Genomic DNA, 22,678 nt, shown 5'->3' with positions numbered 1-22,678 from the left:
GTGTCGTTTCTCGGCCAATGCCGTTGGATCAATGCACAACGCCTATTTGCTTATGGTGTTCAGCCTAGGCCACGCGCTAGATGTCTCCAGTAGTCTTGCCGCAGTGAATATTATTCCAGCTTTCGAACATCGCCCGTATTGGGGCGATCATATGACGGACTCATCGCCCAGTACCGGTACCCGATTGATTATGTAGAGCCGCTCGGCCCCTACCCTTCAGCGGCGTTCCCTGAGGCGATTATGCGGCACGTTGTAGCGGCCGATCGGCTCTGGGTCGATCCCGCTATGCAGCGGCAAGTCGACCTGCAGCGCGTCGAGGTATTCAACTGCATGCCTGTACTGCGTGATGCGTCCGCACATAACTACTCCGCGATCTGCTTTGGGCAGTTGACCGCAGACGCGCGACGTCATTCAGGTTTGGTGCGCTATTCAGGTATGGCCGTAAGCGGCTCGACTCGTTTTGAAAAGGAATCGATCGAATCTCCGAGCTTCTCCGATGAGAGAACTGGCCGGAGCTTTGGCGTGCGTCCAGTGGATTGACTAAAGCAGGACGAAACGAAGCAATATCTTGCTGCGCTGACTGAAGCGCTTACATGTGATCCTGGCTCACTTGTAGCAACCAGCTGCGCACGAGTGTAACGATGTGGTTGAAGGGCGGCATCGAAGATCACCGTTGGTGCTCTGCGCTTGTTAAGTCGGATTCTCCGCATCGTTAGTTCTTGCCTCGCTGCTTGTCCACCAAGCGCAGCTGGGGCTCTCGCCTAGGCGGCTGACTAGTGCCCAACCCCAACCCCAGCCGCTGCTCGACTGCTAGGCGTCGAACTTTCACTTTCCCGTCGCCACCATTTAGAAATGGCAGACCCGCCTGTTCAAACCACCGGGCTTGAACATATGGCTTTTGATAGCCGGTCAGCTGCTCGATTTCTTTGCTGGATAGGAACAAGCTAGTTGCTCGGTTATGTCAGCGGGGGCGGGCTCATTACCTTGCCTTTTGATTGCGGCTTAGTCACAACCTGTAGCTCTGGCCGTGGTGCTGGGCCTGATTCAACCCAGGCGTGATACCCCTCGACGCTGATCAGCGGTTTGTTATCCGGAGCGCGGATCCAAACCTGACCTTCGAGCCAGGTTCCGTTGGAACACTTAGTTCTGATTGCGTGCTCGGTGTAGCCGCTCTCAGCAGCAAACTGCTTGATGGTCTTGTACTTGACCATGAGATAGCGCTCCCGTTGAGGCTGTATTTCGCTAGCGGAAAGGCGGTCGGATCTACTAAGAGGGCGTCGCTCAGCCCCGATCACGAGCAATAGACGTGTTGGGCATGATGTCCGGAATTGACGGGATGGGGCAACTCGTCAATTAGTTAGTAAATGACGATATGCCTACCTGCCCCAACGCTATTGACGAGTTGGGCCTGATACCTGTTGATTGCCTTCAGAGGCCAAGCTGGCGAACGATGGCGGCGGGGTCGGTACCACGCTGCAGTGCGCGCCGGGCGTCACGTTTCATAGTGTCGATGCATTCGTTCTCGAACTTCTCTGCCATTCGACACGCCTTCTTCACGATCAATACAGCGAGCTCTCTCGGAAACGGGACAGTTTCTTGCTCTGGGCGCCCGTAGGTGATCGACATCAGTTCTCTCCGTTAGTGATTTTTCGGACTTGCTCCGCTCGGGCTCAGCCATACCCAGGGGGTGGCCTTGGGTCCTCCTGAGGGGGTGGGGTGGTGCGGGGTAATTGGGGCCCGGCCCTTCGCTTCATACGAACTTTTCCCAGAGAGGCCGTTTCCGGTTCCGGTTGGTGTGTTAGACCGCGCCCTAGCTGCGTATACGGCCCGTATGGCGCGGAAACGCATCGGGCTTGGCCCCGCAGAACTAAACAACAACCAACCTTTCAGAAAGGCTCATGAATAGCGAAAGGTCGGGCCTCAATTACCCCGCGAGGGGTAGGGGGTGGCCAGAAGGACCCGCGGCATCCCATCAACGTGTCTGGGCAAATCGTTTCACCATTGCCTCAAGCGCCTTATCGAACTCAGCAGGCAGGTGCTGCTCGACATATCGTTCGGCAACCTGATGGAAGGGCAGCCGCCTCGAGTAGGTTGGCTTATCAACGAACGCGAGGAGTACAGACATTCCGCCTTTACCAGGCGAGGTGCGCTGACCAATACCGATGGGCTTCTTGTCTCGGTACATCACGAAGTACCGCTTCGACTTCTTTCTAACTCCAGCTAGCGCCTTGGTAACGTCGCCTCGCTTGATGTTGCCGTACTGGTCGAGCTGTGCCCCTTTGCCTGGCACAACGTAATTCCCGATAGGCAGCAGCCCATCCTTTCGCAACTGGCGCTCGCTACCCTTGTCACGCCGAGGCCCGCCGAAGATCTGAGGCTGTAACCAAACAGAAGGGGGCTGCGTGCTTGTTCGCCTGCTGCCGGGCCCTCCTGCGGTCTCTCGGAGCCATACCCGTGCCTCGAGTTTCTCCTTGGTCGCCGCGTGGTACTCGAACGCCCTCAGCGTGTATGGGGTGGGCCTGTCGAAGATGTTGTTCATCTCGGCGGAGAGAGCCTGTCTCAGGCCTACCGCTGTCTTGGTCAACGCCGCGGCGGCAGCGTATGGCATCGCCTTCTGCTCGATGTCCTTCAGCTCCTGAAGCTGCTTAGAGAGGCCTTTGGCGCTGACCTTGATCATAGACTGCTACTCCTCGTTAGCGCCGCTATGGCTCAGCACGCCGATGGTGAAGCCAATAACCGAGGTCAACCGTCCGCGCCAAAGCATCCCGCGATTGCCTGGAACAACGGTGCCGGCGTTGACCAGGCGGGCATCTTTCAGATGGATGAACGATGCGAAGCGTTCAGGACCATCGTGCTCGATCGATGACGGCCGTGGATAAACGTCTGCCTTCCATTGCTCCACCACCTCGGAATAGGTGCCCTGCATATCGCTCGGCCAATTCTTGGTCAGTTCCAGCTTGAACAGATCAAGGTATTCAGCGCCGTGGATGGTGACGCCCGTGACGAGACCGGCCGCAGTGGTCAGCGTGACTGGAACGGAAATACCGGTGTTGGTTAGATCGACAACGTGCTGAAGCAACCAATCGCTGTCGGCTTCTGGTTTGTAGGATTCAATTCCGCTTGATTCATTGTTCATGAATATTCCTGCTGGTTAGCTGATTTATTTAGCAATTAGCGATGAGTGCGGCCGAACTTCTTCGCAGCCGTTCTGATCTCGCTAATCTGATTGCGCTCGGCATACATGGAAAAGCTGTTTCCGCCGCCCATATCGAACTCCACACGGCCTAGATCGGGCATGTTTGGGCCGGCTGTGGCGGCGCGCTCAAGCTGGTCGCCTATGCCGGGAAACCGCGGTGTGAGGGCGCTACTACTGACAAGGCCGCCTTCCGCGTAGCCCCGCATTCCCGATTGCATCTTGGCGAGCGTTGCCCGGAAACCGTTTCGGCGGATCATCTCGAGGAAAGGCAATGCGCCTGGCTCGCGGACAACCTCCTGCGGCTGGACGTGCTCGCCAGCGTGAACGATGCCGGCCGGCTTGTACTTCCCGCCCGGGCCAGTCCAGCCACCAGCCGCGAATCCTTCTTGCGATGGGAATTGCGAGTAGCTGTTGCCGTTTTGGTAGATCGTTGGCGACCCAGTGGCCACCGGAGTAACTGGAATGACTAACTGCTGCTGAAGCGCTTGAGCAAGCGAGCTAATTTGCTGCTGCGCCGCCGATACCGCGGCGGGATCCACCTGCGGCGTGATCGCCGGGGCTAATGGAGCGGGGCCGGTACCGCCTTCGCTGCCCGGTTTGGCTGCGGTCGTGATGATCGAGATTGGCTTGCCGGCTAGGTTGCTCAGGTCGATGATCTGCTGACGCACCGCCTCAAGCGCAGCGTCGTCCATCTTCACGGTGATGGTCGTCTTGGAGAGGCTGTCGAGCAGGGCCTTGAGATCGACGCCTTTCTTTTTGACGTCGTCGAGTGCCTGCTTGGCCTTGTCCACATTGATCTTGTCAGCGGCGTCTTCGATGCCCTGGAGTGAGCGGATGAAGCCCTCGAAGCCGAACGTGTTTTCCCCGGCATCTGCCAAGTCCTGAAGCATTTTCAGCGCGGCCTGCGCGTACTGCTTCGCCCCCTCAACGTCACCACTGGTCAGCGCCTGGCTGGCCTTTACCTTCAGATCCTGGGCGGCCCCATACGACGCGGTACCGCCGCCGCTCAAACCGGCAAGCGCCTCGGTATAGCGCTGCTGGGTTTCGAGCTGGGCCTGCTTGGCTTTCTCTAGATCCTGAGTCGCTTTGCGCTCAAGTGCGACCTGTTTGTTCAGGTACGCCTCAGCATTTTTCAACGCCTCGCCCTGCTTGCTCTTCAGGTCGCCGACATACTTGGTGAAGTGGCGGAATCGGTATTCGTCGGCTGCTATCTGTTCCTCGGCAGCGGCCTTCTGCTGGTCGGCTGCCTGCTGGGCGCCTTTCTGCATTTGCCGATATGCCTCAAGGGTCATGCCCGCAATCTTGGCGTTCATCGCCTCGATCTTCCCCTCGAGCTCCTTTACCCAATCGTCGAGCTGCTTGGTGTCCATGAAGAACGTGGCTGTCGGACGGCCGATAAAGTCGCCGCCATCCCGGGCCGCTTTGACGCCCGCGAGTGTCTTCTTCAGCTTTTCCAGTTCATCAATGTGTCCCGCTGCGCCTGCTGCTGCGAACGAAAGTTCCTTGGCAAAGGCGGTGAACTCGCGCGCGGCGGTGATAGTGTAACCGGCTAGGGTGGCCATCCCGGCTGCGAGATCATTCAACGCTTGGACGGTTGCCGGATCGGTCAGCAGCTCGCGCAGCTTCGTAATAGCTGTGACAAGGCCGGAACTGTCGCCCTCGCCAAAGGCTTTGACCAGGTCATTCCGAAGCCTAGCCATTGCGTTACCTACCGTGTCCGGCAATTTCTCGGCTGCCTTGGTCAGGTCTGGCAGCGCCTGGACGGTCAGGTCGGTGATCACTTCAGCGGTGAGTTGACCTTCGGACGCCATAGCTCGCAGCGCCCCGGTGGGTACGCCTAGACCCTGCGCCAAGGCTCGCATTAGCGGAGGGGCAGCCTCGGCGATCGCATTAAACTCTTCGCCGCGCAGAACTCCAGAACCCATTGCCTGAGAAAACTGTTGAAGCACAGAGGATGATTCGGCGGTCGTGGCGCCATTGATTTTCAGTGCCTTGCTGAGCGCATCTACCACCTTCGTGGCGTCGCCTTTTCGTCCGATTTCATCCAGCGCGGGGGCTAGCCGTGCATAGACTCTAACGACATCATCGACGGGGGCCGCCGTGTTCTGAGCGATCGTGAATAGCTCTTGTTGAGCTCGGTTGAACTCCTCCTGACTGTTGGTCGCCAGCCTCAACTGAGCATCCATCTGCTTTGCGGTATCGGTGATCTGCGCATACCCGCGCAATGCTTGGGCGGAGCTATAAGCCGCACCGACACCGGCTGCAACAGATCCAGCGCCGATCCGGCCGCCACCTATCTTCTGCTGCTCGCCGGCCATTCCACGCAGGGCTACGCGAGACTCATTGATCCGCTGAGTGAGGTTGCGCTGTGCGACCTCCAGTTCCTTGGCGGTCAGGCTCCCCGACTTGCGCAGAAGCTCGTACTGCCCGCGGAGGCGATCGATCTGTGCGCCGGCCGCGCGGTACTGAGTGACGCCGAGCGAGCTTTTCGCCTGCTCGATGTTCGCCAGCCTCTGCTGACGAGTGACCTCAGAAAGCGCATTGGCTCGCTCACGAATGCCCCTCACTGCGACATCATTCCGGCCAGCCGTCATGCCTTTGGCCATCTCTGCTTCGAGGCGCTTCTGCTCGGCTGCGAGATTGCGGGTATCCACGCCGGCAGCACGTAGCTCCGCCCGTTGTTCCCGGACTTTTGCCTTCTGCCTTTCGAACTCAGTGGATGCCCGGGCAAGGGCGCGCTCTGCCTTGTTCATCTCGGCAGCCAAACCCTTTACCGGCGCGCCGGAGGCGGCCTCCATCGCCTTCGCCAACTGCTCAACGCTGCGCTTCGCAGCGTAGAACTCAGCCGATGCGGCTTTGGCATTTTCCTGGGTTTTCTTGAGCGCATCGACCTGCCGGAGCGGCTTTTCGACCGCTTTGACCATCTCTGCATATTCCTTCCGGAACCCGGCAACCTCTTTCTTTGCCGCGTTCAGGTCGGTCGAAAACTTGAGCTCAACGTTTGCCATTCAAGGCTCCAGTACTAGCCATTGCCGAAAGGAAAAATGACCAAGGGTAATAAGGGGTCAGGGTGTGCCCCAGTTGCACCATGGCGGCGATACAGCGATCCAGTTCTTTCAGCCTTGTGCTTCCAGAGGAGCCCAGCCCAGACGCCCCCGGAACCCGAAAAAATCAGGGTTCAGCTCCTTGCAGAGCGCGATCACCTGGCGCACTTGGGAAGGCCGCAGCGCGTTGATCTGGTCGGTCGTTATCGAGCTCATGCGGCAAATGTCTGCCACCGAGCACTCTTCAAAAAAGCCCTCATCAACCAGATCGCGCGGTGCTGGGTCAGGCTTCTGCATATCTGCGAGCCAAGTTCGAACCTGGAGCACGGTTAGCTCACGGACGATGACGGAGAGGTCGCCGATCATGAGCTCTTTGGAATTAGTGGTATGGGTCATTTCAAATACTCCGATGGGCTGCGAGCGCTTCGCAGCGAAGGGGAATGAAAAGGCACTGCGGGTATCGGCCCGTTTGCGCCTAGTGCCGGCCACCGCCTCGGAAACTCCAAATGGAAAAAGGCGTGCCGGTTGTCGGGGTTACTACGCCACTGGCCGACTGGGCGCCTTGCAGGTACTACTCAGGGGCGCAGCGCATCGACATCAATTGCGCTGCTGGAATCTCGAACTTTTCGGCCAGTAATGGGCGCACCGCCGTCTTTAGCAGTAACGGGAATGTGCAGATCATCCATCGCCCGGGAGCTGCGGCTTACAGCCCAGTCCACGGCGACGATCTGAGCGGCCAGCTCCGCCATCTCGCTTGCCATTGCATCCCACCGTGTGCCGAGCTTGTGGCGTACGGCTAGCAGTCGGCGCTCGCGAGCGCTCTCAAAGCGCTGCCGCTCAACGGCACGCTTCTGGTCGATGGCGTCGACCTGGTTTTGCAGCGCTTGGAGCACGACGCTCTGGCGGGCGGTTTTGCGCTGGATCTGCTCAAGCGCTTCGGAAAGACGATTCAGCGTCTCCAGGGCGGCGGCCTCTTCAGTCTCGCTGCCTCGTGCCATTGCTGTTGCGTAGGCCTCTGCGGCTTGGTTCTCGCTTTGCTGAGCTGTGGCTAGCTCTGCCTCGGTCGCGGATCGCAACTTGGTCAGCTTGGCGCTCGCCTTTTCATAGTCGGCATCGAGCACAGCCAGGGCTTTGCCTGCAGCGTCCATCTCTTTCTTGGCTGCCTTAATGTCTGTGTCAGCACTATCTCGCGCAGCCTTCCAGTTCAGCAGGTTGTCGCGCTGTGCAATCGCTCGCCCGAGTCGCTCGATTTCGCCTTCGGTGGCGCGGAGCTCATCGTGCATCCCGCTGATAGGTCGCTTACTGGCGGCGGTGCTGTCGTTCGTTGCGGCTTCGATATCGCTTCGCAGGGAGTCAGCGAGCGCGTGCGCTTCGGCAAGCTGATCCTCAAAGGTTCGCTCTTGGGGCTCGCTGAGTAGTTTCAGTCCGAACATGGTGTGTCTCCTTGGTCAGGCGTCTTCGATCGAGACGGCGCTGCGATTGAGGGAAAACGCTTCGACGAGCTGCTCGGCGCGGCCCATGGCTTCTTCCGGGGTGTCGCCCTGGAGCACTGCCAAAGTCCGGCCTTCGTGCTTGAGGCGAGCGTGAAATTTAGGAGGGAGGCCTCGGTGGCAGCGATACGGCCGCTGGGCTCGATCCACAGTGTTGAGCTTCGTCATTGCTTGGCCGGCAGCAGATCGAAGCTATTTAGGTAAGCCAGATCGACGACGTGCATATCTGCGCCAGGCCCGGAGACTCGAATTCGCCCGGAAGGAAGCGTTTCGATCCGGAGACCCTTGGCGTCGATCAGCCGCTGCATATCGGCACGATGCTTCGCCAGCTGCTGCTTGTGCGTTGTCATGCAAAGAATTCCCGGCAACTTACGAACGGCTTGTTTTCAGCCAGTGCGATGAGGAGGGCGCTAGCTGGGATGCTGCCCTTGTCTGCCGCATCGCGAATACGCGACCAAGCGGCCACCAACTCGGTTTGGTTCGGGCGTTGCTGACGGCCTCTCGCTCTCTCTACAGTGCTCATCTGGCACCTCACGTAAATAAAGATTACATGTAGCTAATAAGGGCATATTAGACCTAATCTGGCTTTATGCAAGCCTTTTGCTGTATGGGCATCCAGTAGTTTGGCTGGCGCGAGTTGCACCGTTCGCTTAGCTGAACTGGTTGAGGGTCACGACAGGATCTGCCGATGGCAGGCGCGCCGGTCTTCGCGAAGGGAAGCAGGTGAGGGGCGGCGATATGGCCGAAGGGTGTCGCGGAGATCTAGGATCTCTATGGCGGAGTGCTTCACCAATAAAGAAAAACCCCGCACGGAGGCGGGGTCTGGTAAGTGGCTGCGATCAGCGGGCTGTCTGCCCTATCATCAATCGGAGCCGATCGAGGCTCTGGGCGTGAGCAGACGCGAGCTCTGCCTCGGAGGTCAAATCGGAATCCAGGCAGCAGGTATGCGCAACAATCGCGGCGCCGGGGAATGCTGCAGCGATCTTGTCGGCCGCGTCCTCCATCTGCTCAGCCGTAGGGAATGGGCCCATTTTCCCGAACGGCATGATCTGTACCTTATCGTTGTCCAGCGTGTAGTACCGGAAGAACCCGTGAACCTTTTCCCACGTAGATATGCTGTTCATTGCGCCGCCTCCGCGCCGTCTCTCACGGCATCGACGATGGCCTTGGCCGACTCTAGAGCATGGTGGATCAGGTAAGCCCGGCTCCCTTCCAGCGGGTGACCATCGCCGGCCTCTAGTATCGGCTCGATAATCATCGACAGCAGGTTGGATGCCTGCTCGAGCGCCATCGCAAGTGGCACGCCAGGGCGGACGGCGAGAAGGTCTTTCGGCCCGACTCCATCTCCTCGGCCTTCATAGGCCAGAAAGGTAACTACAGTGGTGCGCGAGTCGATCTGTTTTGCTACTGCGTTCATGGTGTTACTCCTTGAGCTGCGGACCGATCGGGCCGTCTCCCTCCCTAGGGCGACCGGATGTCCGCAAGATGTGCATGGGTTGTCGTATTGGTGTCGGTTGTCTTGAGGCGCTTCGTCGGCTAGCGCACCTCCACGTCAGGCCAGCATCCCCGGCCACTGGCATCAACCAGGGCTTCGGCACGGGTAACCGGACGATCAAAAATCATTTGGCGGGGGCCATGGCCGGTAATAACTGCAGTCCAACAGGTGCGGCGTGCCTCGCCGTCATTCGCTGCGATCTCAGCCATGAGCTCGAGGCGGTGCAGCTTGATGTAGTGACGCTGCTCCTTGGTCAGCTTGCTGGACGGCGAGACCACTAGCCTGTTGCCTCTTACCTTGGCGTCGAATCCGTGGTCTTTGAGATAGTCGATGGCAGCCATCAGAAAAGCTCCTCGTCGTCACCGGCAGTACCTTCCAGCGGTACCGCCTCTCTATCCGCGACAGCGCGACAACCCGCGTCATCCGTGGCTTTCAGCGTTTTTTTATCCGCGACAGAGCCGCCCCGTGTCGCGGATGTAATATCGCTACAACCCGCGTCATTGCTGGGGTGTCGCGTTGTCGCGGATGCAAGGGAGGGTATGGCGGAGAGGTAACGGTCCCAGGCCTCTAGGAAGTCGCTTCGCTCGTAGCCTTTTTTATTGATTGCCCCGATCCGAATGTCCTTCGACTTGATCCCGAACTCGCCAAGCTTTGTCGAAAGCTGACGGGGGCTCATCGGCTTGCCGCGGTTCCAGGTCACCCATGGCGCTTCCTCGTCTTCCACGAGGGCCTCCAGCAGGGCAGCGCTGAAAACCTTCGCTGCATGCTTGGCATCGAACACGGTCTTGATGTCGGTGAGCAGCTCGACGCCGACGCTTGGTGAATCGTCCTCGACGTCGTGCAGGTTTCTCGCTGCCTGCCGAGCGATGGTTGGCCATTCCCCGGCGGCCGCCTCAGCGATGGCGAGCAAGGGTTCCCAGCAGTCATTGGCGCGGTCGTTGAGTCCCTTGATGGTCTCCGGTCGTGACCTTCCGATCTGTTCGGCGTTGTCCTGAGCGAACCGCATCATCCGGGCTCGAAGGTTGGCCCACAGGCCAGGGTCCGAATGACGCAAGACTTCTACCTGCTCACCTGGGAGGCGTCGGCGTAGCCGCAATGGGATGCTGCGGTCGGCCAGCGTGTCGGCGATCTTGCCGATTCCGCATAGGGCTTTGGCACCCCAAACACGAAACGGCGTGGGCATGTGGTCATCGCCAACGCAGCGAATGACCACGGCGCTGTCACGTGTGAAGCCGGCGTTTAGGATGCCTCGCGCCTCTTCGTTGTCCCGCAGGAACGCATCCACTTCATCGATAAGCAGCGTCGGTGACCAAAGCTCAATAGAGCGGAAGAGCGCGGCCGATGCGATGTTCGATACCTGCAGCTTCCGGTTCACGAGGTTGCCCAGTGTGGTGAGCATGATCGATTTACCGCACCGCTTTTCCGGGGCGGTGATGTTGGCGATCGGTGCGACCTGTACCGAGTCGATCAACCATGTGAACGTGGCCCACAGAGCTGCGGCTTGGATCGTTGCGGGGTCGGCGATCACGTGCCGCTTGATCGCGTGGCTGATCTCGTCGAGCAGCTCGGCACCATCGACTGGCGATGACCAAGGGGTAACCTCTGGGAAGATCCCTCCGCCAACCGAGGCCTTGTCCTCGTCGTCCTGAGCCGTGAGCCGGTCGAAGTCCACCATGGATAGGGCCTTGGTTTCCTTTACCTGATTGCGCAGGCGTGCCCACGCTGATGGATCCTTTGCGCGGACGCGCTTCAGCTCAGCGAGCACGGTAGGTTCGTAAAGCGCGCCGGCATCTTTAGTCAGCCGCTTGATTGCCTCATCGATGGGCTTCTTAGTATTTAAGGCAACGACATTTCCGTCATTCATGGGCGGCGCTCCATCTCTGCAGATCATTGAAATCCGTGAGTTCGATCGGTGCGCCTTCTGGCCACTCTGGGAAAGCAACGTCGGCGCCGATAGCGATGGCCGCAGCGGTTGCTGCCGTCCGGCCGGGGTTGCCTTCGGTCTGCCGGTCGTCGTCACCCGCAATCACGATCTGGAGGGCGGAGCCGTGCCTGGCGCGAAGTGCTTGAGCGACTGGCTTTAGGTTGCCCGCGTTCATTGCACAGGCGACCGCAGCGCCTGTTTGCCCGTGGATGGTGGCGCCTGTAGCCCAGCCCTCGCACACGTACAGGGGCAGCCCCGGCCCAAGCGCACCGATAGGCGAGTAGGCGCCCCTGACGCGACCGCCAGAAAGGAACCGCTTGGTCCCGTCCGCGCTGATCCGCTGCAGATTGCACAGCGCGCCATCGACATAGAGAGGAACAAGCAGGACATCACCCAATTGGCGCAGGCGGTAAGCACCTACGTGCTTGGCCGCAAGGTAGGGATGGTCTTCACATGCCGGCCGCGCATCACTCCAAAGCCGGGACGCATAGTTAGCTGCGGCCGCTTGGCGGCGCGCCTGATCAGCTTCCCGCTGGCTCTTGGCGTGCTCGATACGCTGGCGAATCAGATCCGCCTCAAGGTAATCAGCCGGCTTGCGGCTACTCCAGTTGTGCCAGGTGCCGGTGTCCTTCCAGCTACCGAACGCACCGGATGCGATGCCATCAAGAAACAACACGTACCAGCCGTTCAGCGCCCCCGGCTTATCGCCTGGCACTTTGAATCGGTGGATTGATCCATCTGGTTCAGGTAGCCAGTCGAGCGGGCCGAACGTGGCCTGCAGGGCGTCCCGAAATTGAGTCTCAGGGGCTGCGTTCATGCGACCCCCTTCGGCGGCGTGTGCCGATCGGCGAGGCGCTGGAGTTGGTTGGTTAAGCGTTCAAGCTCGGAGAAGTGCCGGCAGTGGTCTCCTTCTTTAATGCAGAGCTCGAGAAAGCCGATCAGGGTTTCGACCAGCAGGACATAGCTTGCCTGGTCAATATGAGCTTGCTCTGTGCCTTGGCGCTTGGGACGAGTAAGCGGAACGATGCGATCAGTCATGGCGCGCCTCCATAACTTCCAGCATGTGGATAGCTGCGACAGCCACCATTTCAGCCAGGTGCTGCCAATCGGTGTGAGCTTTGGGCCATTCCGGGGCGGTACCCCTGATCTCGAAGAGGCGCCGATAAGCTTCGCCAGCGGCGTGAAGCAGTTCTAGTTGCGAGCCGGTGAATGTCAGGGTTATGCCTTTTTCCAGGCAAGCCGATCCCGTCAGCGCACAGGCGCCGTTTTGAATTTTCATGTTGGGTTACTCCTTGGCGGGCTGTTCGCCGGCTTGGGGTTGCATGGCGTCCATCAGCGAATCAACCACGGCCTTGGCAGACTCGAGGGAGTGCTTTACCAGCCATGCGGCGTTGCCTTCTAGCGGCCGCTCGCCCATCGCGGCGGCATAGATGCTGTCTTCGATTGTGCTCAGCAGATCGGACGCGCTTTGCAGGGCGTCGGCAATGTCCACGCCGGGCGTCACAGTGAAAAGAGACTGCCTTTTCTCGACCCACCCGGAGCTGTGGAACTGAAAGCCTTCGGCGGTCTTGATAGCCTGATTGCTCATTGTTCGCTCTCCATTTCGGCAGCTTCAAATAGCTCTAAGCCAGCGGCCTGAACGTAGCCGGCCAAGGCGCATACCGCATGGGCCAGTCCGCTCATGTCGGCATCGCTAAGCAAGTGCTCGGAGCCATCAGCGCCAAGCAAATTGCCGAGGGTTTCCAGTCCATAAGCTGCGCTTTGCAGCCGGTTGCCGAGCTCGGTAGCAAGGCTGTTTAACGCCATCATTGCGCCACCTCCATAGCCGCCAGTTGGCGAGCACGAGCCATCGCTGCGTTGTATCGACGAAGGCGAACGGACAGAGACGAATTAGCGCGCAGGGCGGCGAAGGCGCGGGCCTTCCAAGCTGCAGCGTGAGATTTGGACGGATTGATGCTGAGGGTGGTGCGCATGGGTGGAGCTCCTACTTTGCGATCGGAGCCGCCACCGTCCTTCCTACGGGATTGGGTGGCAGCTGTGTGCGGGGTAGGAATATCGGGATAGTAGGCACCCGACCAGGCCGAAGCCTGCCCACACACAGCCGCCATAACACAGAACTGCGGACGAAAAAAAACGCCGGCAGTGGTGATCTGGGCGCTGTTGCGCCTACTAATTCTCGGGTTCCTACGCCCGGTCGCTGAATTTGCAGCGACCGTCGAACGATACATCCAGCGGCGAGGGGTGGCAAGCGTCTTCATTGCAGTCCCTCCGGCGCGTCATGCATCTGCAGGCGTGAGGCATCAATCGCGGCCACCAATGTGGCGCGGTCCATCCCTTTCGCTTGCAGCACCGTCGATAAGCTCATGAACGAACACAGCGCCACCACTTCGCTCTGCGCTCCGCTGGTGCGCGCGTAGCCGACGATCAGAGGTAGCAACTGATCGAGGATGAATTGTTCATGGTCTTGAAACTGGGGCTGGCTATAATCGGCTGGCATGTTTTGCAGGCCGCTATCCTTCGCCGGGGCGGCCTTTTTCATGCTGCTTCTCCCCGAAGTGCGATCCGCTGTCTCACCCATGCTTGCACCTCAGCCAGCACCCAGCCGACAGGGGCGCCACGTGCCTTGCTGTTGCTCAGCGGTACGGGCTTTGGAAATGCTGGGTCATCTTTCAAGCGCTTGTAGATGGTTGGTCGCGCAAGGCCGGTAATGGCCGCCAGCTCCGGCATGCGAATGATGGTGGCGGAGGGGTCGAACTGTAGAAGGCTGGCAGCGTTGCTGGCGGCCTTGATCGGTTGGATGTTGTCCATATCTGTATCCCGTTATTGGTGAAGACGGGAAAAGATTGGCGTTGGGGTTATCCACTGAACAGGACCCCCCCTTACAGAAAACGGGGGGTGGGGTTTGAAGCGTTAACGTGAACTCAAGCCCGTAAAGCCAAGCAGCTCAAGTACCCAAACGGGGGGCCCTGTTCATCTTAAGTCTTTGAGACAAGCCCCCCTTTTTTTCGGCAGGCGGGGGTGCAAACCGTTTTTAAAGCTTGCTTCACGTTGAGGCTGGGCGGGGTGCCGTGTCGTTTTTTCCACCAATCTTCTGTTTGTGGGCCGACCCCGCGGCCAGTCGCTTTGGTAGGGTCTATCTGGCCGTTACTAGTCGCCTCGCACCAGAACATGACTGCTTCCCGCCCTACCGGCGGGGATAGCGGATTTGTAGGGTTCATAAACGCCACTAGGCCAGCGACGTTATCAATCTGAGCGTTTAGATACTCAACGTCCTGCTGAAGATCTGCCAGCCCGCGACGTAGATCGCTTTTGACATCGCTGGCTTCCTCGAGCTGCTGCCTCAAAATTCGGTTCTCCGCTTCTTTGGAAACGAGCAGGGCTTGTAATTCGAGCACCTTTGCTTCGGTTGCCTGACGCGCAATCGCTTCCTTACCGGCGGCCTCTTGCGCCCTTCGCTGATCGTTTTTGAAAGCGAGAAGGGAGTGGAGATGATCCAGCCCGTCAGCTGTCATCTGAGGCGGTTGTTCGATCGGCTCTGGAACTGAAGCGTTCTGCCGATATGCGAGCGATACAACTTCGTTAACGACCGGGGCCTGAACTAGCTCTATCAGGCCCAATGATTCCCGCGCTCTGCTGGCTTGCCGGCCAAGCCATTCGACGTTCACTCGAACATGCTGGGACTCCATAGTGAACCGCGACGTCTCGAACAGAACCGGTACATATCTGCCGGTAGCAGCATCTAGATAGCTGGAAAGATCCCCATAGGTGATTGGCAAGTCGGCTTCCGGCCTACTTGGATCAATAACCCTAATAGTTTCCGGATTGAAGACGCAGTCAGGGTCAATAATGGAAACCATCTGCTTGGCTAGCTGCGAGAGCAGAGCCGGGTTTTCCGCTTTGAGGGCTCTGCAGGCCCACTCTAGAGATGTGTACTGCGTATGTTTTTCCATGCCACCCCGGGCCACCCAAAAGGTTGCCAGCCGGCGGGTGGGTAACCCGATTTTCGTCCCGTCGGACTATGCTGGCAAACTGGCTACTGACTATTTAACCAGTAGTCAGTCTATCTCTGTCTCGATCAGTCTTCCAACCTTGCCACCGCACTATTGATTGCTAGGGAATCTAGATGATCGGCATACCACTGCATCATCGTGCGGCGCTGCTCGACATATATCGCTTTGTTGTAAACCCCAGCGACGCCGTCTTCTACGTGCGATAGCTGGGCCTCTACGTGTTCTTTCGGGAAACCGTTTTCACGGAGCGTCGTGGATGCAATGTGGCGGAAGCCGTGGCCGGTCTGCTGACCGGCATAGCCCATGCGCCGTAGGGCCATGTTGAACGCCATATTGCTTCGCGGCTTGGTGCGGTCATTGCGTCCAGGGAATAGCAGCGGATAAGCACCAGTGAGCTGGTGCAGCTGATTCAGCGCCTCGAGCGCCTGGCTAGAGAGCGGAACGGTATGCGGGCGACGCTTCTTCATTCGATCAGCTGGAATCATCCATAAGCCGGCCTTACGGTCGAACTCTTCCCACCGAGCTTCGCGGAGCTCACTTGGACGCACGCCGGTCAGCATTAGCAGGCGCAGGCCGAGGCGCAGATCATGGGCATGAGGGTAGGCGTTGATGGCCCGCAAGAGGGTGGGCAGCTCATTAGCCGTGACGTGCGCATAGTTCTCTGCCGGCTTGGATTGAAGAAAGCGGCTCAGCCCTTCCAGCGGGTTATGCACGGCGCGACCAGTGACGCGGGCGAGGTCGTAAATCTCTTTGCAGGATCGGCGCACCCGGCTCATCTGTTCAATGATGCCCAGCCGTTCCATACCTTGGAGAAACTCCATCCATTCGATCGGCAGGATGCTGGCATACAAGCGCTGGCCGAATACCGGGAAGACGTGGAGCTCCAGCGCGCCAATGTTCCGGGTCGCTGTGCTGCCTGCCCAGCCCGGGCGGCGGATCTCGATCCACTCGCGCGCTAAGGCCTCGAACGTGCTGTTGGCAGCTTCGAGGGCGGACGCTTTTCGAGCATGTTTTGCGGTTAGTGGATTGACCCCATCGGCCGCATCGGCACGCAGCTCGGCAGCTTTCAGCCTGGCGCCAGCACCACTTACCTCTGGATAGCTGCCAAGTCCAAGCCACGACCATTTCCCGTCCGGCTTCTTGTAGCGCAGCTCCCAGGACTTGCCACCGTTGGGCTTGACCCGGAAGTACAGCCCTTGGCCATCGTGCTCCCTGTAAGCCGCTGCATCTGGCTCCAGGCCTGCTAGGGTCGTATCCGCCATCGGGCGGCGCTTGATCTCGCTGCGCTTCATGCTTGTATGCCGCTGGTTCGAATTTTTCGCCAGCATACAAGCAGGCATACACGAAGGGAAGGTATAGGGGTAAACGGGGATATGCAGCCAGATACAAGAAAGCCCGCACGGGGCGGGCTTCTTGGGGTGTTTCGTAGACTGTTAAAGACAGGTCGAAACAGCTATATGGCGCACCAGGCGGGATTCGAACCCACGACCCCTGCCTTCGGAGGGCAATGCGGTACAGAAATCTTGATTGGCAGCAGACGCTCGAAAATGCTTCTAAGTGGCGTCCTGACAGGCTTTAACCTTATCTCGCTGCCTGCAGTTTATAGCTCTTAGCGGTATCTAAGAGTGGTTATTTATGGCACAAAAAACGAAATGGGGCCCAGCGCTTTTTTGACACACCTAGCCAGCCCCTAGCTCGTCCTGCCGCCTTCTCACCGAACCTGAATTCGACTAGCGGCTGGCGGCCTACGGGCAGCGACTTAGCCAGCACGGTCACAGGTCGCAGTGGACACTAGTACGATCAGTAAGGTCTGCCGCTTTGGGCGTCCCTTGCGTCCACACAAACCCGTTTTGTTGCCCTCGGCTGTTGCTGTTACATATAGATAACCCAGGAGTGCGCAGGCCCAAAATTAGCGATGTTTTTCTGGAGGAAGACTCTATCCTCACAGGGCAAGGCCGTCCAAGATGCGTTGAGATTAGTGTGGCAGCTAGTTCACTCGTCCTTGGCGTTTATCTCGGCAGATCTTGCCAAACGACTCTAATGACAAGGATCGGCAGGCTAGGCCTGTTGCAGTCCTCCACCACGGGTCTCATTTAGCGCTGATCTGCGTGATGAAGCCAATGGCCATGCCGGCAGTAGACGCCGGCGCTACGCCATATGTGCCTTGAAGCCTTCTTTCAGATTCGGTTGCATAATCGATTCGTTCCGTCGGTGGGGTGAAGATAAAGCGTAAGGGCAGGCCGCATGACGTCGATCCCACAATGCGCGCAGCTCCGACGGGTTTTGGTGCTCAACGAGGGGCTTAGTAGTTAAAAACCAATCGTTCAGCCCATGCTAATACCTGCCCAGATGTCAAAGAATCCGAGGCCTCACCCACTAAGGTTTCAGATGCCCATGTTTGCACGATCTCTTCTTGCCGCCGCCATCTCCCTTGTCATGCTTTCCAGCGCGCAAGCGGCTAATAGCACGGCTGATGTCGAACAGCTTGGCAACAACAACGAGGCGACAGTCACTCAAGCGGCAGGCGGAGATTTAAAGGCTGCATCCATTAAGCAGGACGGGGATAGCAACTTCGCCGTGGCCTACCAAGAAGGCTCGGAGCACATGCTTCAGGGCACCCAGGTAGGCAGCTCTAACGTGTCCTTCGCCAGTCAGGAGGGATTCGGATCTACGGCGACGATGTCGCAGGACGGCGTTGGCAACCGCCAGAACGTGCTGCAGCAATCCGTTGAAGGAGGCATGTTCACTGAAGTCACTCAGGTTGGTAACGACAATGATGCGTACGTTGTACAAATCGAAGGTGAGTACAACGGCGCCCAAGTCCTCCAGACGGGCAATCTCAACAAGCTCGACGTCGAGCAGACCGCACGGTTTAACAGCCTAAGTGCCAGTCAAACTGGATCTGAAAACACCGCGCTCGTAAACCAGTCCGGCGGAGGAACTGGCGTCACCAGCCAGTCCGGTTACGCAAATACAATCGATCTGAATCAGTCGGCTCTGATGAACGGGGCTTACACAGCAGTTGACCAGTCGGGTGAATCCAACGAAGCCAAGGTCTACCAGGAAGATGGCGGCCGTTATCCAGGCGGCAGCGTGATCCTCAGCCAGGATGGAACTGGCAACATGGCCGACGTTGAGGCTATCGGTGGTTGGGCGAACATTGAATTCAGTCAAACCGGCGAGGGTAACGAGTTGACCTCCTACCAGTCAGGTCGCGCTAATAACATAAAAGGCTATTCAAACGGTGAATTCAATCAAGTCAACATCATGCAGGACGGTGACGGCAGTACATTGGATATCGCCCAAAATGGTTCGGAAAACGTGATATCGGCGACTCAAAATGGCAGCGCTATATATGGTGATAGCGCCAGTATTGCTCAGACCGGTACCGCCAACGTTGCAACGCTGACCCAGGGCACTTATGGAGAGGGATTTGGTGGCAACACCGCTAGTATTTCTCAAAATGGCCTAGGCAACAGCGCAACGGTTACGCAGCGCTAAGACCAGAAATATAAAAAGCCCGCTTTCGCAGGCTTTTTTCGCGGCTATTGATCACCCAAAGAATGGCCTGAACGGACTGCCATGCTGGTAAACCAGAGGTTCGAGTTCAGAGCCCACGTCAGCATGGCGCCCAGGTATGAGCTTTCTCCGTCCAGGAATGGTGCGATCTCGACATGGCCTGCTTGAATTGCTCCGCGCAGCTTTAGGGGATGGCTAGTTGATCAAGGTAGCAATCGTTGGCTGGTTGTACGCCGTTTCATCATGCTGACGTAGTTGGGGCGGCACGTCCGCCTCATAAGCCGATTGCTCTTGGGAGATCCTAATTCGATACGCCGCCCGCGCAGGACTTTTCCGAACGTCAATGCGACTGCCACGGACACTTCGCATAGGGGAAATCCGTGGCCCCTTACGGAGCCCCCATTTGATGCTCAGACTTCTAGAGGGCGCTCATGCTTTAGCAACTATGGGAATCGAATCGCCCACTCGCTAATTATTGATAGTCGGATGGTAGACGTTGGCTACCATACGGTGGATCGCCCGTCTGGGGCTTTGGGCAGATGACGGGAGATTGATTCGAACCTTTATGCCCGTTTCCCGTCAGTGGAGGGTTTAGACCTCCTATGGGGGGACGGCAAGCGCAATATAGCGGCGAACACGAATATCAGGGGGAGCAAATAATGAAGCATGCCGGACCTAAGATTGCGCTTGTGACCGGTGCCGGCAGCGGTATCGGCAAGGCTGCCGCCATCGCTCTTGCTGGCGGTCGCTACACGGTTATTCTGGCTGGTCGACGTCTTGATCGGTTGCAGAATGTTCAGGCTGAGATTCAGACGCGTTTCGGCTCTGATTCTCAGTCTTATCCTGTAGCAGCAGATGTAAGTAATCCCGACGATGTCGCCCAGCTTTTTGACCTGATTGGGCAGCAATATGGTCGCCTGGATTTGTTGTTCAACAATGCAGGGCGCGGCAATCCGCCCGGTTCGTTTCTAGAATGGTCGGCACAACAGTGGAATGAGGTAGTCGGGACCAACCTCAACGGTATGTTTTTCTGCCTCCAGCACGCGTTCAGGTTGATGAGCAGGCAATCCCCGCGAGGAGGACGCATCATCAATAACGGATCGCTCTCGGCGTACTCTCCGCGTCCCAACTCGGTCGCCTACACGGCGACGAAGCACGCCGTTACTGGGTTGACCAAAGCGGCCTGTTTGGAAGGTCGTCAACACGATATTGCTGTAGGCCAAATCGATATCGGAAACGCGATGAGCGAACTGGCCGAACCCATGGCAAACGGAACCCTACAGGCGAACGGTGAGATCACTCCCGAGCCGCTAATCGACGTGGAACTCGTTGGACGGGCGGTGTTGCAGATGGCGAACCTTCCACTCGAAGCAAATGTGTTGTTCCAGACCCTCATGGCTACGAAAATGCCGTTCGTGGGGCGAGGCTGACCAGGACAAGCGAGAGCAACCCGAGCGCTGCCGCTTTTGGCGCGAAGCCAAATGTCACCTAAGCTGGCAGGCAGCAGCGCGCCGAGCTCATCGATGAGAAAACAGCACGCGTTCAGCTGGAGGGCTTGGCGGATTGCCAGGAGAACGCCAGCGTCACCGCAACGAATCACATCTGGCTCTGTAACTGTCAAGCTCGTACTCATAATCCTCGTTTCTACGCTCAGGAACCGAAGGAAGTGTTGAAGTTGCGGCAGAACTCAGCTGTCCGCTACTGGCGTGGCAGCTGGTCGCGGAGTAGGCTGGGTGACATCATTATCGAAACCTGTAGCGATGTATCACCAATCTTGACGATGCCATTGGTAGCGGGGCAGCACTCTGCTAAAACTAGGCCCTCTCTTGAAGGCGAAGGTTAGCGCTCCCGTTGTTAACTCGGTTAGCGCGATGCGGCTGTCACCATTCAGCGTACAGGCCGACTCTGTAGATTCAGTTTTGCTGAAGCGCGTCGAATCTGCTCATAACCCAATGAATAATGAGGATGACATGCGACCCGATATATTGATGTTGGCCCCGTTATTAGACGAATTCGAAGCTATCTTGGCATCAACCTGTAACTTGTCGCGGGCATACACGGTCGATGAGCAGTTGGCTCTCTTGGACGATCGCCCAGAACGATTTAAGGTGGTTGTTACCAATGGTGGCCACGGGGTTGATCTTCAAGTACTGGCCCGTTTGCCGGAGTTGAGACTTATTGCCGTAAATGGTGTCGGCCTGGATCAGATTGATCTGGAAGAAACTCGGCGCCGAGAAATTCAGGTAGTCACCACGCCGGATGTGCTCACCGATGCTGTCGCAGATCTTGCAGTTGGATTGACCCTTGCGGTATTGAGGCAAATCGTCGTTGGAGACCGCTTCGTTCGTTCTGGTGAATGGGAGCGACGACCTTTCCAGTATTTAGGAACAAGTATGCGCGGTCAACGCGTCGGCATATTGGGCCTGGGAAGGATTGGTTCGGCAATTGCCCAACGCTTGATTCCATTTGGCACACATCTGGCCTATCACAACCGCCAGCCTATCGAAGGATGTGATATTCCGTATTGCGATTCGCTAGAACAACTTGCATTACAAAGCGATATTTTGATCATCGCTGCCGCTGGGGGAGCTCAGTCGCGGCACCTTGTCGGGCGCCAGGTGCTCCAGGCACTCGGTGAAACCGGCGTAGTCGTCAACGTCGCGCGCGGTAGTGTGGTTGATCAAGCAGTCCTGACAAATATGCTGATTGAAGGTAGGTTGGCTGGCGCAGGACTGGACGTCTTCGAGGAGGAACCTAAGATCCCAGCGGCATTGCTGGACTTGGACAACGTCGTCGTACAGCCACATGTGGGGAGTGCAACGATTCAAACCCGCCGGGCTATGGCTCGGATCGTGGTCAATGCAGTTCTAGATTTTTCCGGAGTGTCCGCAAGCACTCCGGCTGTTCAGGATTGACGTTAGAAATCACCTGGCTGGCGTTGGCAATGTCTGAAGATCGGTATGACCTGTCCGAAAACGTCATCGCAACCGTTAAACTTCGGGGGGTTGATAGGCTCCGGAATCGATGAAAAAACATTTAAATGATCAGCTCTACGAAATCATCGCAGTTGGCATCCGCGATCGACGCTTGCCGGAAGGAACCTTATTGCTAGAGGGTCATTTGGCGGAGCTGTTTCATGTCAGCCGCTCTCCAGTACGTCAAGCCCTCGCACGTCTATGTGATGAGCAGTTAATTTGCACATTCCATGGGCGAGGCTATCTGGTGGGCTCGGCACCAGGCGAGATTATCCGACACAAGTTCGATGCGAGCCTATTTGGAACAGTATCGAAAACGAGCCGGCCGAAAAAGACTGAATCTTGGCGAAGCGTATACAACGATATTGAGCGCGAGCTACTCCATCATTCACTGTTTGGTTCGCACCGCATCAACGAACTTGAGCTGTCGCGCTATTACAAGATCAGCCGTACGGTTTCCAATCAGGTCCTGACTAGGCTGCATTTGCTTGGTTTGGTGGAAAAGGACGAGCGTTCTCGCTGGCAATTGCTCGAATGGGATGAGCGGCGCCTGGAAGAGCTCTACGAGGTGCGTCGCCGTCTGGAACCCTACGTCCTCCTGCGCGCGGCTGAGCACATTCCGGCAGAGAAGGTCCGGCTGTTCATCGAGCGGTTGCAGCAGGCTGTTGTGCAATATCCGGATATGGAAAGCCGACAGTTCGACGACCTGGAGAGCGATTTGCACATCCGTACGCTGGGATACTGCCCAAACCGCGAGATGTTGCAAATGCTCCGGCGAACCCACTCGCTGCTGCTGTCCGGCAAGCACATTCTGTTGGACAAGAGCTGGTTTCCGGAGGAGGAACCGTTCTTTCAGGAGCATCTGGAGATATTCGGCCACATTGATCGCAAGGATGCGAAGTCGGCGGCGCAAAGCATGGAAGACCATCTGCTGATCGCCGAACGCAAAGTAGGCCAACGTCTGGCCTACTTCAAAAGCCATAGCAGCGTGGCTGATCTGCCTTATCTGGACCGGCAGAGCTGAA

At 57.8% G+C, this 22,678-nt stretch carries 29 protein-coding genes; 5 read left to right on the top strand and 24 right to left on the bottom strand.

Annotation, left to right across the window (positions count from 1 at the left end):
* Positions 1-216: 216 nt before the first annotated feature.
* The 7 genes from CXK96_RS20770 to CXK96_RS16930 all read right to left on the bottom strand — a co-directional run bounded on the left by CXK96_RS20770 (position 217) and on the right by CXK96_RS16930 (position 5,514).
* A complete protein-coding gene (locus CXK96_RS20770) occupies positions 217-360 on the bottom strand; it encodes a hypothetical protein (RefSeq protein WP_180981552.1) in 144 nt (47 codons plus the stop codon).
* 352 nt (positions 361-712) lie between these two features.
* On the bottom strand, positions 713-943 hold the full coding sequence (locus CXK96_RS16955; RefSeq protein WP_102837614.1) for a DUF4224 domain-containing protein: 231 nt from the start codon (positions 941-943) through the stop codon (positions 713-715).
* Between the two features lie 13 nt (positions 944-956).
* Positions 957-1,211 (bottom strand): excisionase, encoded by a 255-nt coding sequence (locus CXK96_RS16950; protein ID WP_102837613.1) that lies wholly within the window; start codon positions 1,209-1,211, stop codon positions 957-959.
* A gap of 217 nt (positions 1,212-1,428) precedes the next feature.
* On the bottom strand, positions 1,429-1,626 hold the full coding sequence (locus CXK96_RS16945) for a hypothetical protein (RefSeq protein ID WP_102837612.1): 198 nt from the start codon (positions 1,624-1,626) through the stop codon (positions 1,429-1,431).
* A gap of 346 nt (positions 1,627-1,972) precedes the next feature.
* Positions 1,973-2,677, bottom strand: a complete 705-nt coding sequence (locus CXK96_RS16940) for a hypothetical protein (RefSeq protein ID WP_102837611.1) — start codon at positions 2,675-2,677, stop codon at positions 1,973-1,975.
* A gap of 6 nt (positions 2,678-2,683) precedes the next feature.
* Positions 2,684-3,136: a hypothetical protein gene (locus CXK96_RS16935; RefSeq protein WP_102837610.1), complete on the bottom strand. Its 453-nt coding sequence runs from the start codon at positions 3,134-3,136 to the stop codon at positions 2,684-2,686.
* 35 nt (positions 3,137-3,171) lie between these two features.
* The gene (locus CXK96_RS16930; protein ID WP_256061671.1) at positions 3,172-5,514 is read right to left on the bottom strand and encodes a tape measure protein; all 2,343 of its coding nucleotides are present in this window, start codon (positions 5,512-5,514) and stop codon (positions 3,172-3,174) included.
* Here CXK96_RS16930 and CXK96_RS20765 point away from each other — a divergent pair.
* Positions 5,425-5,865 carry a hypothetical protein gene (locus CXK96_RS20765; protein WP_180981547.1) on the top strand — a complete coding sequence of 147 codons (441 nt, stop codon included), beginning with the start codon at positions 5,425-5,427 and terminating at the stop codon, positions 5,863-5,865. The genes CXK96_RS16930 and CXK96_RS20765 overlap by 90 nt on opposite strands.
* A gap of 447 nt (positions 5,866-6,312) precedes the next feature.
* Here CXK96_RS20765 and CXK96_RS16925 read toward each other — a convergent pair whose 3' ends face one another.
* From CXK96_RS16925 to CXK96_RS16845, 17 genes are all read right to left on the bottom strand, one after another.
* Positions 6,313-6,636, bottom strand: a complete 324-nt coding sequence (locus CXK96_RS16925; protein ID WP_102837608.1) for a hypothetical protein — start codon at positions 6,634-6,636, stop codon at positions 6,313-6,315.
* A gap of 179 nt (positions 6,637-6,815) precedes the next feature.
* Complete coding sequence (locus tag CXK96_RS16920; RefSeq protein WP_102837607.1) at positions 6,816-7,673, bottom strand: hypothetical protein; 858 nt, start codon at positions 7,671-7,673, stop codon at positions 6,816-6,818.
* 221 nt (positions 7,674-7,894) lie between these two features.
* Positions 7,895-8,080, bottom strand: coding sequence for a hypothetical protein (locus tag CXK96_RS16910; protein WP_102837605.1), 186 nt, complete (start codon positions 8,078-8,080; stop codon positions 7,895-7,897).
* Between the two features lie 489 nt (positions 8,081-8,569).
* Positions 8,570-8,854, bottom strand: coding sequence for a hypothetical protein (locus CXK96_RS16905; RefSeq protein WP_102837604.1), 285 nt, complete (start codon positions 8,852-8,854; stop codon positions 8,570-8,572).
* Positions 8,851-9,147, bottom strand: coding sequence for a DUF3077 domain-containing protein (locus CXK96_RS16900; protein ID WP_102837603.1), 297 nt, complete (start codon positions 9,145-9,147; stop codon positions 8,851-8,853). Before CXK96_RS16900 ends, CXK96_RS16905 begins: the two co-directional genes overlap by 4 nt.
* 119 nt (positions 9,148-9,266) lie before the next feature.
* Positions 9,267-9,566, bottom strand: coding sequence for a hypothetical protein (locus CXK96_RS16895; RefSeq protein WP_102837602.1), 300 nt, complete (start codon positions 9,564-9,566; stop codon positions 9,267-9,269).
* The gene (locus CXK96_RS16890; RefSeq protein ID WP_102837601.1) at positions 9,566-11,089 is read right to left on the bottom strand and encodes a DUF3631 domain-containing protein; all 1,524 of its coding nucleotides are present in this window, start codon (positions 11,087-11,089) and stop codon (positions 9,566-9,568) included. The genes CXK96_RS16895 and CXK96_RS16890 overlap by 1 nt, the downstream gene beginning before the upstream one ends.
* Positions 11,082-11,966 (bottom strand): toprim domain-containing protein, encoded by an 885-nt coding sequence (locus tag CXK96_RS16885; RefSeq protein WP_102837600.1) that lies wholly within the window; start codon positions 11,964-11,966, stop codon positions 11,082-11,084. Before CXK96_RS16885 ends, CXK96_RS16890 begins: the two co-directional genes overlap by 8 nt.
* Entirely contained in the window at positions 11,963-12,187 is a 225-nt protein-coding gene (locus CXK96_RS16880) for a hypothetical protein (RefSeq protein WP_102837599.1), read from the bottom strand. Before CXK96_RS16880 ends, CXK96_RS16885 begins: the two co-directional genes overlap by 4 nt.
* Positions 12,180-12,428, bottom strand: coding sequence for a hypothetical protein (locus CXK96_RS16875; protein ID WP_102837598.1), 249 nt, complete (start codon positions 12,426-12,428; stop codon positions 12,180-12,182). The genes CXK96_RS16880 and CXK96_RS16875 overlap by 8 nt, the downstream gene beginning before the upstream one ends.
* Positions 12,429-12,434: 6 nt before the next feature.
* Positions 12,435-12,737, bottom strand: coding sequence for a DUF3077 domain-containing protein (locus CXK96_RS16870; RefSeq protein WP_102837597.1), 303 nt, complete (start codon positions 12,735-12,737; stop codon positions 12,435-12,437).
* Positions 12,734-12,958 carry a hypothetical protein gene (locus CXK96_RS16865; protein ID WP_102837596.1) on the bottom strand — a complete coding sequence of 75 codons (225 nt, stop codon included), beginning with the start codon at positions 12,956-12,958 and terminating at the stop codon, positions 12,734-12,736. The genes CXK96_RS16870 and CXK96_RS16865 overlap by 4 nt, the downstream gene beginning before the upstream one ends.
* The gene (locus CXK96_RS20760) at positions 12,955-13,122 is read right to left on the bottom strand and encodes a hypothetical protein (RefSeq protein WP_180981546.1); all 168 of its coding nucleotides are present in this window, start codon (positions 13,120-13,122) and stop codon (positions 12,955-12,957) included. Before CXK96_RS20760 ends, CXK96_RS16865 begins: the two co-directional genes overlap by 4 nt.
* Before the next feature lie 281 nt (positions 13,123-13,403).
* Positions 13,404-13,688, bottom strand: a complete 285-nt coding sequence (locus CXK96_RS16860; RefSeq protein WP_180981545.1) for a hypothetical protein — start codon at positions 13,686-13,688, stop codon at positions 13,404-13,406.
* The gene (locus CXK96_RS16855; protein WP_102837595.1) at positions 13,685-13,957 is read right to left on the bottom strand and encodes a helix-turn-helix transcriptional regulator; all 273 of its coding nucleotides are present in this window, start codon (positions 13,955-13,957) and stop codon (positions 13,685-13,687) included. Before CXK96_RS16855 ends, CXK96_RS16860 begins: the two co-directional genes overlap by 4 nt.
* A gap of 167 nt (positions 13,958-14,124) precedes the next feature.
* A complete protein-coding gene (locus tag CXK96_RS16850; protein ID WP_102837594.1) occupies positions 14,125-15,099 on the bottom strand; it encodes a hypothetical protein in 975 nt (324 codons plus the stop codon).
* Positions 15,100-15,224: 125 nt separating this feature from the next.
* On the bottom strand, positions 15,225-16,451 hold the full coding sequence (locus CXK96_RS16845; protein ID WP_102837593.1) for a tyrosine-type recombinase/integrase: 1,227 nt from the start codon (positions 16,449-16,451) through the stop codon (positions 15,225-15,227).
* Positions 16,452-17,553: 1,102 nt separating this feature from the next.
* Between CXK96_RS16845 and CXK96_RS16840 the strand changes: the two genes are divergently transcribed.
* From CXK96_RS16840 to CXK96_RS16825, 4 genes are all read left to right on the top strand, one after another.
* The gene (locus CXK96_RS16840) at positions 17,554-18,660 is read left to right on the top strand and encodes a hypothetical protein (protein ID WP_180981544.1); all 1,107 of its coding nucleotides are present in this window, start codon (positions 17,554-17,556) and stop codon (positions 18,658-18,660) included.
* A gap of 677 nt (positions 18,661-19,337) precedes the next feature.
* A complete protein-coding gene (locus CXK96_RS16835) occupies positions 19,338-20,108 on the top strand; it encodes an SDR family oxidoreductase (protein WP_102837591.1) in 771 nt (256 codons plus the stop codon).
* 441 nt (positions 20,109-20,549) lie between these two features.
* The gene (locus CXK96_RS16830) at positions 20,550-21,593 is read left to right on the top strand and encodes a 2-hydroxyacid dehydrogenase (protein WP_256061670.1); all 1,044 of its coding nucleotides are present in this window, start codon (positions 20,550-20,552) and stop codon (positions 21,591-21,593) included.
* 109 nt (positions 21,594-21,702) lie between these two features.
* On the top strand, positions 21,703-22,677 hold the full coding sequence (locus CXK96_RS16825; RefSeq protein WP_102837589.1) for a GntR family transcriptional regulator: 975 nt from the start codon (positions 21,703-21,705) through the stop codon (positions 22,675-22,677).
* Position 22,678 lies beyond the last annotated feature (1 nt).

It is taken from the genome of Stutzerimonas stutzeri, assembly GCF_002890895.1.
Lineage (GTDB): Bacteria > Pseudomonadota > Gammaproteobacteria > Pseudomonadales > Pseudomonadaceae > Stutzerimonas > Stutzerimonas stutzeri_AB.
The sequence above is the reverse complement of the archived record's forward strand: the minus strand, read 5'-3'. Positions and strand labels throughout refer to the sequence as shown.

Coding starts and splice junctions, on each gene's coding strand:
- CXK96_RS20770 (WP_180981552.1), bottom strand. CDS start 360: ATGTGCGGACGCATCACGCAGTACAGGCATGCAGTTGAATACCTCGAC.
- CXK96_RS16950 (WP_102837613.1), bottom strand. CDS start 1,211: ATGGTCAAGTACAAGACCATCAAGCAGTTTGCTGCTGAGAGCGGCTAC.
- CXK96_RS16945 (WP_102837612.1), bottom strand. CDS start 1,626: ATGTCGATCACCTACGGGCGCCCAGAGCAAGAAACTGTCCCGTTTCCG.
- CXK96_RS16940 (WP_102837611.1), bottom strand. CDS start 2,677: ATGATCAAGGTCAGCGCCAAAGGCCTCTCTAAGCAGCTTCAGGAGCTG.
- CXK96_RS16935 (WP_102837610.1), bottom strand. CDS start 3,136: ATGAACAATGAATCAAGCGGAATTGAATCCTACAAACCAGAAGCCGAC.
- CXK96_RS16930 (WP_256061671.1), bottom strand. CDS start 5,514: ATGGCCGGCGAGCAGCAGAAGATAGGTGGCGGCCGGATCGGCGCTGGA.
- CXK96_RS16925 (WP_102837608.1), bottom strand. CDS start 6,636: ATGACCCATACCACTAATTCCAAAGAGCTCATGATCGGCGACCTCTCC.
- CXK96_RS16920 (WP_102837607.1), bottom strand. CDS start 7,673: ATGTTCGGACTGAAACTACTCAGCGAGCCCCAAGAGCGAACCTTTGAG.
- CXK96_RS16910 (WP_102837605.1), bottom strand. CDS start 8,080: ATGACAACGCACAAGCAGCAGCTGGCGAAGCATCGTGCCGATATGCAG.
- CXK96_RS16905 (WP_102837604.1), bottom strand. CDS start 8,854: ATGAACAGCATATCTACGTGGGAAAAGGTTCACGGGTTCTTCCGGTAC.
- CXK96_RS16900 (WP_102837603.1), bottom strand. CDS start 9,147: ATGAACGCAGTAGCAAAACAGATCGACTCGCGCACCACTGTAGTTACC.
- CXK96_RS16895 (WP_102837602.1), bottom strand. CDS start 9,566: ATGGCTGCCATCGACTATCTCAAAGACCACGGATTCGACGCCAAGGTA.
- CXK96_RS16890 (WP_102837601.1), bottom strand. CDS start 11,089: ATGAATGACGGAAATGTCGTTGCCTTAAATACTAAGAAGCCCATCGAT.
- CXK96_RS16885 (WP_102837600.1), bottom strand. CDS start 11,966: ATGAACGCAGCCCCTGAGACTCAATTTCGGGACGCCCTGCAGGCCACG.
- CXK96_RS16880 (WP_102837599.1), bottom strand. CDS start 12,187: ATGACTGATCGCATCGTTCCGCTTACTCGTCCCAAGCGCCAAGGCACA.
- CXK96_RS16875 (WP_102837598.1), bottom strand. CDS start 12,428: ATGAAAATTCAAAACGGCGCCTGTGCGCTGACGGGATCGGCTTGCCTG.
- CXK96_RS16870 (WP_102837597.1), bottom strand. CDS start 12,737: ATGAGCAATCAGGCTATCAAGACCGCCGAAGGCTTTCAGTTCCACAGC.
- CXK96_RS16865 (WP_102837596.1), bottom strand. CDS start 12,958: ATGATGGCGTTAAACAGCCTTGCTACCGAGCTCGGCAACCGGCTGCAA.
- CXK96_RS20760 (WP_180981546.1), bottom strand. CDS start 13,122: ATGCGCACCACCCTCAGCATCAATCCGTCCAAATCTCACGCTGCAGCT.
- CXK96_RS16860 (WP_180981545.1), bottom strand. CDS start 13,688: ATGAAAAAGGCCGCCCCGGCGAAGGATAGCGGCCTGCAAAACATGCCA.
- CXK96_RS16855 (WP_102837595.1), bottom strand. CDS start 13,957: ATGGACAACATCCAACCGATCAAGGCCGCCAGCAACGCTGCCAGCCTT.
- CXK96_RS16850 (WP_102837594.1), bottom strand. CDS start 15,099: ATGGAAAAACATACGCAGTACACATCTCTAGAGTGGGCCTGCAGAGCC.
- CXK96_RS16845 (WP_102837593.1), bottom strand. CDS start 16,451: ATGAAGCGCAGCGAGATCAAGCGCCGCCCGATGGCGGATACGACCCTA.
- CXK96_RS16840 (WP_180981544.1), top strand. CDS start 17,554: ATGTTTGCACGATCTCTTCTTGCCGCCGCCATCTCCCTTGTCATGCTT.
- CXK96_RS16835 (WP_102837591.1), top strand. CDS start 19,338: ATGAAGCATGCCGGACCTAAGATTGCGCTTGTGACCGGTGCCGGCAGC.
- CXK96_RS16830 (WP_256061670.1), top strand. CDS start 20,550: ATGCGGCTGTCACCATTCAGCGTACAGGCCGACTCTGTAGATTCAGTT.
- CXK96_RS16825 (WP_102837589.1), top strand. CDS start 21,703: ATGAAAAAACATTTAAATGATCAGCTCTACGAAATCATCGCAGTTGGC.